Source organism: Alishewanella longhuensis (assembly GCF_014653435.1).
GTDB classification, from domain to species: domain Bacteria; phylum Pseudomonadota; class Gammaproteobacteria; order Enterobacterales; family Alteromonadaceae; genus Alishewanella; species Alishewanella longhuensis.
Window position 1 is genome coordinate 309,038 of record NZ_BNAO01000002.1, and the last position, 6,595, is coordinate 315,632.

The window sequence follows — 6,595 nt, forward strand, 5'->3', positions numbered from 1 at the left end:
TGATGTTAGAAACTTAGCCTTCGTTGTACGTTTCTAAATTTGCAGCCATCGCCATCACAGAGGCAACTTTAGCATCATCACTACGCATTTGATCTAACCGGTTTAAATAGTCCTGATCAATGTCGTTAGTCACATAATAGCCATCAAACACCGAGGTTTCGAAGCGGCTTATTTCCTGATTTTCAGTGCGGACAGCCGCAATCAAATCGGGTAACGATTGGAAAATTAGACCATCAGCACCAATAATTTGACAGATACTGTCAACATCGTGACCATGCGCAATGAGTTCAGTTGCTGACGGCATATCAATACCGTAAACATTAGGGAAACGGATCTCCGGCGCTGCCGAGGCAAAGTATACTTTCTTAGCGCCAGCTTCTCGTGCCATCTCAATAATTTGCCCTGAAGTGGTACCACGTACTATCGAATCATCAACCAACAGCACGTTTTTACCTTTAAACTCTTGCCAAATCGCATTGAGCTTGCGCTTTACCGATTTTTTGCGCTGGGTTTGTCCCGGCATAATAAAGGTGCGACCGATATAACGATTTTTTACAAAACCCTGCCGGTAAGGTAAACCCAGCACATTAGCAATTTCCAGCGCCGCGTCATTACTGGTTTCAGGAATAGGAATAACGACATCAATATCCAGATGTGACCACTCACGTTTGATTTTCTCACCCAAATAGGTGCCCATCGCTACTCGTGATGCATAAACCGAAATATTATCAATGGTGGAGTCTGGTCTTGCGAAGTAGACATATTCGAAAATACAGGGTGTGTAACTTGGGTTTTCTGCGCACTGGTGGCTGTGTAACTCGCCTTGCTCGGTAATATAAACGACCTCACCCGGAGAAACATCCCGTAGTACGGTAAAGCCATCTGCATCTAAAGCCACACTCTCAGAAGCTACCATATACTCAGTACCTGCAGCAGTTTCCCGTTTGCCCATCACTAAAGGGCGAATACCATTAGGATCACGAAAGGCAATTAAGCCATGACCAATAATCAAAGCAACTGCAGCGTAACCGCCGCGCACTTTGCGGTGTACACTAGCAATCGCCTTAAAAATTTGCTCAGGCTGTAAATGCATATTTGGCTGCAATGCCAGCTCATGCGCCAACACATTTAATAACACTTCCGAATCAGAAGTGGTATTAACATGACGACGGGCAAGGCGGAAGATTTCGTCTTTCAGTTCATGGGCATTGGTCAGGTTACCATTATGCGCCAACGCGATCCCGAAAGGGCTATTAACATAAAAAGGCTGTGCCTCAGCCGTACTGGAAGAGCCTGCCGTAGGGTAACGCACATGGCCGATACCGATATTACCTGCCAGGCGTTGCATATGTCGGGTTTCAAACACATCTTTAACCAGACCATTGGCCTTGCGCAAGCGCAAGGTATTATTATCAACCGTAACGATACCGGCAGCATCCTGCCCGCGGTGCTGTAACACAGTCAGACCGTCATACAGTGCCTGATTTACGGGAGACTTACCTACGATACCAACAATACCACACATTGATTAATCCTCGCCGGCTATGGCTTTTGCATAAAACTGGAATGGCTCTGTAAATACTCAAAGAACCATTCGATGATAAAACCGAATTCCGGGATCAAACGCGACTGGCTCCACCAGTCGGCCGACGCAGCCGGAGTAAAAGCATCAATAAAAAATAGGACAGCGCTAACAACCAACACACCACGTAAGGCGCCGAATACTAAACCCAGAACTCTGTCTGTACCTGATAATCCGGTAGATTGCACAAGTTTTCCAACCACATAGTTGATCAATGCGCCGACAATAAGCGCACAGATAAATAGAATAGCGATAGCGGAGGCATTACGAAGCGTTGGCTCAGAAATTTGCGTGAAAAAACTAGCGAGATGAGGATAGTAAGAGCTGGCGATGAAAAACGCCGCGATCCAGACGGTCAACGATATGGCCTCTTTAACGAAGCCCCGGACCAAGCTAATCACAGCGGATAGCGCTATGATGGCCAAAATGACGATATCAACCCAACTCATTTGCTACCAAAGGATGCTTAATGACGGGGCGCATTCTATCAAATTGCCAAGGTAAATAGCTAATTATTTTCGGTTGGTTGATAATTACTAATCATTAACCGCTCTACACCGGTCAATTGCTGTAACTTCGGCAAACCTTGCTCCAAACGCTCACGCCTTAGCTCTGGCCCAACAAAAACACTGGTTAAAGATTGGCCCGCACTATTAGTAATATTCCGGGTAAAGGTAGTGAAACCGGCCTGTCGCAACTTCGCCACCAGCGCATTGGCATTTTGCTGATTACTGAAACTGCCAACACGCACTACCCACGCTGCCTGACTAAGGCCCGTAGCATTGTTGCTAACCGCTGCTGCCGCAGAACTAGTTTGGGTTGTAGCTACCTCAGTGCGTGCTTGGGTTGGACTTTCGACAGTAACCTGCGCATATTGCTGCGAGGGTAACGTCTCAGTTTGTGCTACGGCGGATTGCTCATCTAATGTTTTTTCATCATTGACCAGCTGCTCAGCCACTTGCTGCGCCCGAGCAGCAAATTCGGCATCGTCAAAAGGGACAAGCTCTTGCACACCTTGAAATTCTGGCCTATCGGGAATGACTTTAAAATCATCTTTAACAATCTGCTTCTCACCATCTAACAAGTCAGGTAAAAAAATAATCCCCGCCAGTACTAAAATACTGGTTCCTAAAAGCCGATGTTTAAACTTAGCCGTCATTGCCCCTCCTGCTGCAGCGTCAATACCGCTGACACGGTGACGAAAGATCCAAAGATTACCAAAAGTTCATCTGCTTTAAGTGCCTTTACAATAGCCGGATAGGCTTCCTGTATAGTCGCATACTGCAGCGCTGCCTCTGCCAATTTCACATCAGTATTTTGCAAGGCCTGAACTAACAGACCACTGTCAGCGCCGCGGGTTCCCGGTAAACTGACAAGATGCCATTCATCAACGTAATTCGTCAAGGGTGATAAAGAGTGCGTAATATCCTTATCTTTTAACATCCCAACTAAAGCCAGAACCTTGCTGTAACCTGGTTTTATTCGCTGTAACTGGCTAGCCAAATAAGCTGCTGACTGGGGGTTATGGGCGACATCCACCATAATATCCGGTGTTTGCTGCAATAACTGCATCCGGCCAGGTAACTTTAACTGTTGCAGACTTTCTTGTAACTGAGCGAAAGCTGGCAACTTATGCAACTGTTCAAGTACTGCTAAACTAGTGGCGACGTTTTGTACCGGCACCCAAGGTAACATAAGATGGCGATACTGCTGACTTATACCTTGCCAGTGCCATTCCTGCTCGGTTGCCTGATAATTAAAATGCTGGCCCAGTTGTAATAATTCAGCCCCTTTGTGCAAAGCCACCGCTGCAATACTGGCTGGCGGTGCTAATTCACCAGAAATCGCCACCTTGGCAGCACGAAATACTCCAGCTTTTTCTCTACCGATACTTTCCCTATCATTACCAAGCCAATCTTGATGATCTAAACCAATGGTGGTGATAACACTAATATCTGGTTCAATAATGTTGGTAGCGTCTAAACGCCCACCTAAACCAACTTCAATCAGACAATACTCTGGTTGCATTTGCCGCAAAATAGCAAAGGCGACTAAGGTAGTAAATTCAAAATAGGTAAGCGGGGTGGTCTGCCGTAACGACTCTACCAACGCAAAAGCCGCCAGCCAGTCATCATCAGCAACATCCTGATTATTAATACGCAGTCGCTCATTGAAATGTAATAAATGCGGTGAACTATAAACCCCAACGCTATGACCTTGCGCCAGCAATAGTTGTTCCAGCGTACGTGCTGTCGTGCCTTTACCATTGGTTCCTGCAATAAGCACTACCTTGCCAGGTAAACTGGCTAAGGCTCCGCGTGCCGCGACCTGCTGCACCCGCTCTAGTCCCAACTCGATTTTGTCAATCGGATGGCTTTGCTCTATATAACAAAGCCAATCGGCCAGCGTCTGGCACGATTGGCTATTCAAATGTTGAACAGACATAAATCCTTAGGATGCGCTACTCTCCGCCACCGGCGTTGGCAATCGCATAAATTTAGCAACGAGTCGCGCAATTGTATCGCGCATTTCGCGCCGGTCAACTATCATATCGATAGCGCCGTGTTCCAATAAAAATTCACTACGCTGAAAACCCTCTGGCAGTTTTTCCCGCACGGTTTGCTCAATAACACGTGGTCCGGCGAAGCCAATTAATGCTTTGGGCTCACCAATATTAACATCACCAAGCATTGCCAAACTCGCCGAAACCCCACCCATGGTAGGATCCGTTAGAACTGAGATATAGGGTAATCCCTGCTCGCTCATTTTAGCTAGCGCCGCACTGGTTTTTGCCATTTGCATTAACGAAAACAGCGCCTCTTGCATCCGCGCACCACCACTGGCAGAAAAGCAAACGAACGGTATTTTGTTGGCAAGCGCATATTCTACACCAGCCACAAATTTCGCACCGACTACCGATGCCATAGACCCACCCATAAACTCAAACTCAAAAGAAGCTGCTACCACAGGCATACCATGCAAGGTACCGTGCATAACGACCATGGCATCTTTTTCATTGGTGTCTTTTTGCGCTGCAACCAGGCGATCTTTATAGCGCTTGCTATCTTTAAACTTTAATAAGTCCTGTGGTTCTAACTCTGCAGCCAATTCTTTTGTTGAACCAGTATCAAAGAAATTTTGTAAACGACTGCGTGCAGAAACCCGCATATGATGATCACACTTGGGACAAACCCCCAGATTGCGATCTAAATCTGCCTTGTATAATACAGCGTCACAAGAGGTACATTTAGTCCACACCCCTTCCGGGATATTACGACGACCAGACGATGAGGTTCTGGGCAGGATCTTTTCTAACCAACTCATAAAGGCTTCCTAATTCTGTCATTGCCCGTAGATTAACACTACTTGAGCATAAAATACGCTAAAAACACCGAAATGGCGAAAATGCGGCTATTAAAACACAAATGCAGGCTGCTCGAATACAGAAAACTGGTCTTAGTAGTGCATAGACTCGCGAGTAGTCAGCATGTCAGGTAGCAGGTAAAAATAACGGACCCAATGCCACTTTAGGAATTTGATAGTGTTCTGGGTAATCTACTTCAACTAAATATAACCCCCCCGCTTTAGCAGTTGCCGCGGCTAGATTGCGGTTTTTACTCGCCAGTATCTCTGCCAGCCATTCGGGCGGGCGACGACCCATACCTATCTCTAACAAACTACCCGTGATATTGCGTACCATATGGTGCAAAAAGGCATTGGCTTTAATATCCAGCACCAGATAATCAGCAAAACGCTCTAACCGCAGATGATGTACATTTCGAAAAGGAGTTTTCGATTGGCACTGAATCGCCCGAAAAGCACTAAAGTCTTGCTCACCCAACAAGGCTGGTGCTGCTTGTTGCATCAGAGCCAAATTAAGAGGTTGATGGTAATGACTTAATCCCGAGCGTAAAATAGCCGGGCGATACTTATGATTATAAATAACATAGCGGTAACGGCGGGCTGTAGCACTAAATCGAGCGTGAAAATCATCTGGCACCACCTTTGCCCAGCGCACCGCTATTTGATCAGGTAGCTGAGCATTAGTACCCATAACCCAGGCTTTAGTATCACGCTCAGCCGTTGTGTCGAAATGCACGACCTGGCCAGTAGCATGCACACCGGCATCGGTACGCCCAGCGCAGAACAACTCTATTGGTTGATTGGCAACCTTGGCCAACGCCGTTTCCAATTCTTGCTGAACACTGTTTACTTCGCGCTGCCGCTGCCAGCCGAAAAAAACCGTACCATCATACTCAATACCTAAAGCTATCCGCATCTTTGCCCCTCTATTAACTGCGACAATTATACCGCAGCTAACCCGAGATCCCCAAACAACCTGAAAATACAGACTACAAATGGTTAGGACTATCCTAAATTATTGTGGTCTTAATACTCTAGCTTCTTCTTTTACATGCTCTGGCGCTGCAGAGGTCAATATTTCGTCAATAAGTAAAGTGGCACTTTCTGGCTCGTCCATTTCAATATAAGCCCGAATCAAGTCCAATTTACCGGCGAAACCAGCATCTTCTTGATCCACATCCATTTTGTTGTGTTCACCGATAATATCTGCAAACTCATCCAGGCCGACATCTACGTTAAGATGATTATAACGTTCCGGGTCAGCCTCTGATTGCTCCATCGCTTGCAGCAAATTATCAATTTCCACAAAATCGGCATCAGACATTGCCGGCTTATCCGCAAGCTCAAGCTCGACGCTCTCTTCAGCGTCCAAGTCAGCTGAAAAATCGTGCGAATCATCAACGGCAATAGCCTCCAGTTCGTTCAACAAATCGTCAAACTGACTTTCATCCAAATCATCTAACTCATCTAACTCATCCGAATTGTCCGAATTGTCCGAATTGTCCGAATTGTCCGAATTGTCCGACATCTCAGCAGTAGGCATTAATTCATCTAAATCAACCTCTGTCTGCAATATTGCTTCTGCTTCTGCTTCTGCTTCTGCTTCTGCTTCTGCTTCTGCTTCTGCTTCTGCTTCTGCTTCTGCTTCTG

7 protein-coding genes are annotated in these 6,595 nt (G+C 46.3%); all 7 read right to left on the reverse strand.

What is annotated here, in order from left to right; all coding sequences use genetic code 11:
- Positions 1-13: 13 nt before the first annotated feature.
- Positions 14-1,525 carry an amidophosphoribosyltransferase gene (gene purF, locus IE163_RS05445; RefSeq protein WP_189431044.1) on the reverse strand — a complete coding sequence of 504 codons (1,512 nt, stop codon included), beginning with the start codon at positions 1,523-1,525 and terminating at the stop codon, positions 14-16.
- A gap of 17 nt (positions 1,526-1,542) precedes the next feature.
- Positions 1,543-2,031: a CvpA family protein gene (locus tag IE163_RS05450; protein ID WP_189431047.1), complete on the reverse strand. Its 489-nt coding sequence runs from the start codon at positions 2,029-2,031 to the stop codon at positions 1,543-1,545.
- Positions 2,032-2,090: 59 nt separating this feature from the next.
- Complete coding sequence (locus tag IE163_RS05455; protein ID WP_189431049.1) at positions 2,091-2,741, reverse strand: SPOR domain-containing protein; 651 nt, start codon at positions 2,739-2,741, stop codon at positions 2,091-2,093.
- Positions 2,738-4,027: a bifunctional tetrahydrofolate synthase/dihydrofolate synthase gene (folC, locus tag IE163_RS05460; RefSeq protein WP_189431051.1), complete on the reverse strand. Its 1,290-nt coding sequence runs from the start codon at positions 4,025-4,027 to the stop codon at positions 2,738-2,740. Before folC ends, IE163_RS05455 begins: the two co-directional genes overlap by 4 nt.
- Positions 4,028-4,033: 6 nt before the next feature.
- A complete protein-coding gene (accD, locus tag IE163_RS05465) occupies positions 4,034-4,906 on the reverse strand; it encodes an acetyl-CoA carboxylase, carboxyltransferase subunit beta (protein WP_189431053.1) in 873 nt (290 codons plus the stop codon).
- 166 nt (positions 4,907-5,072) lie between these two features.
- A complete protein-coding gene (gene truA / locus IE163_RS05470; protein ID WP_189431055.1) occupies positions 5,073-5,861 on the reverse strand; it encodes a tRNA pseudouridine(38-40) synthase TruA in 789 nt (262 codons plus the stop codon).
- Between the two features lie 99 nt (positions 5,862-5,960).
- The coding region (locus tag IE163_RS05475; RefSeq protein WP_308430895.1) for a FimV/HubP family polar landmark protein at positions 5,961-6,595 on the reverse strand (635 nt) is incomplete at its 5' end.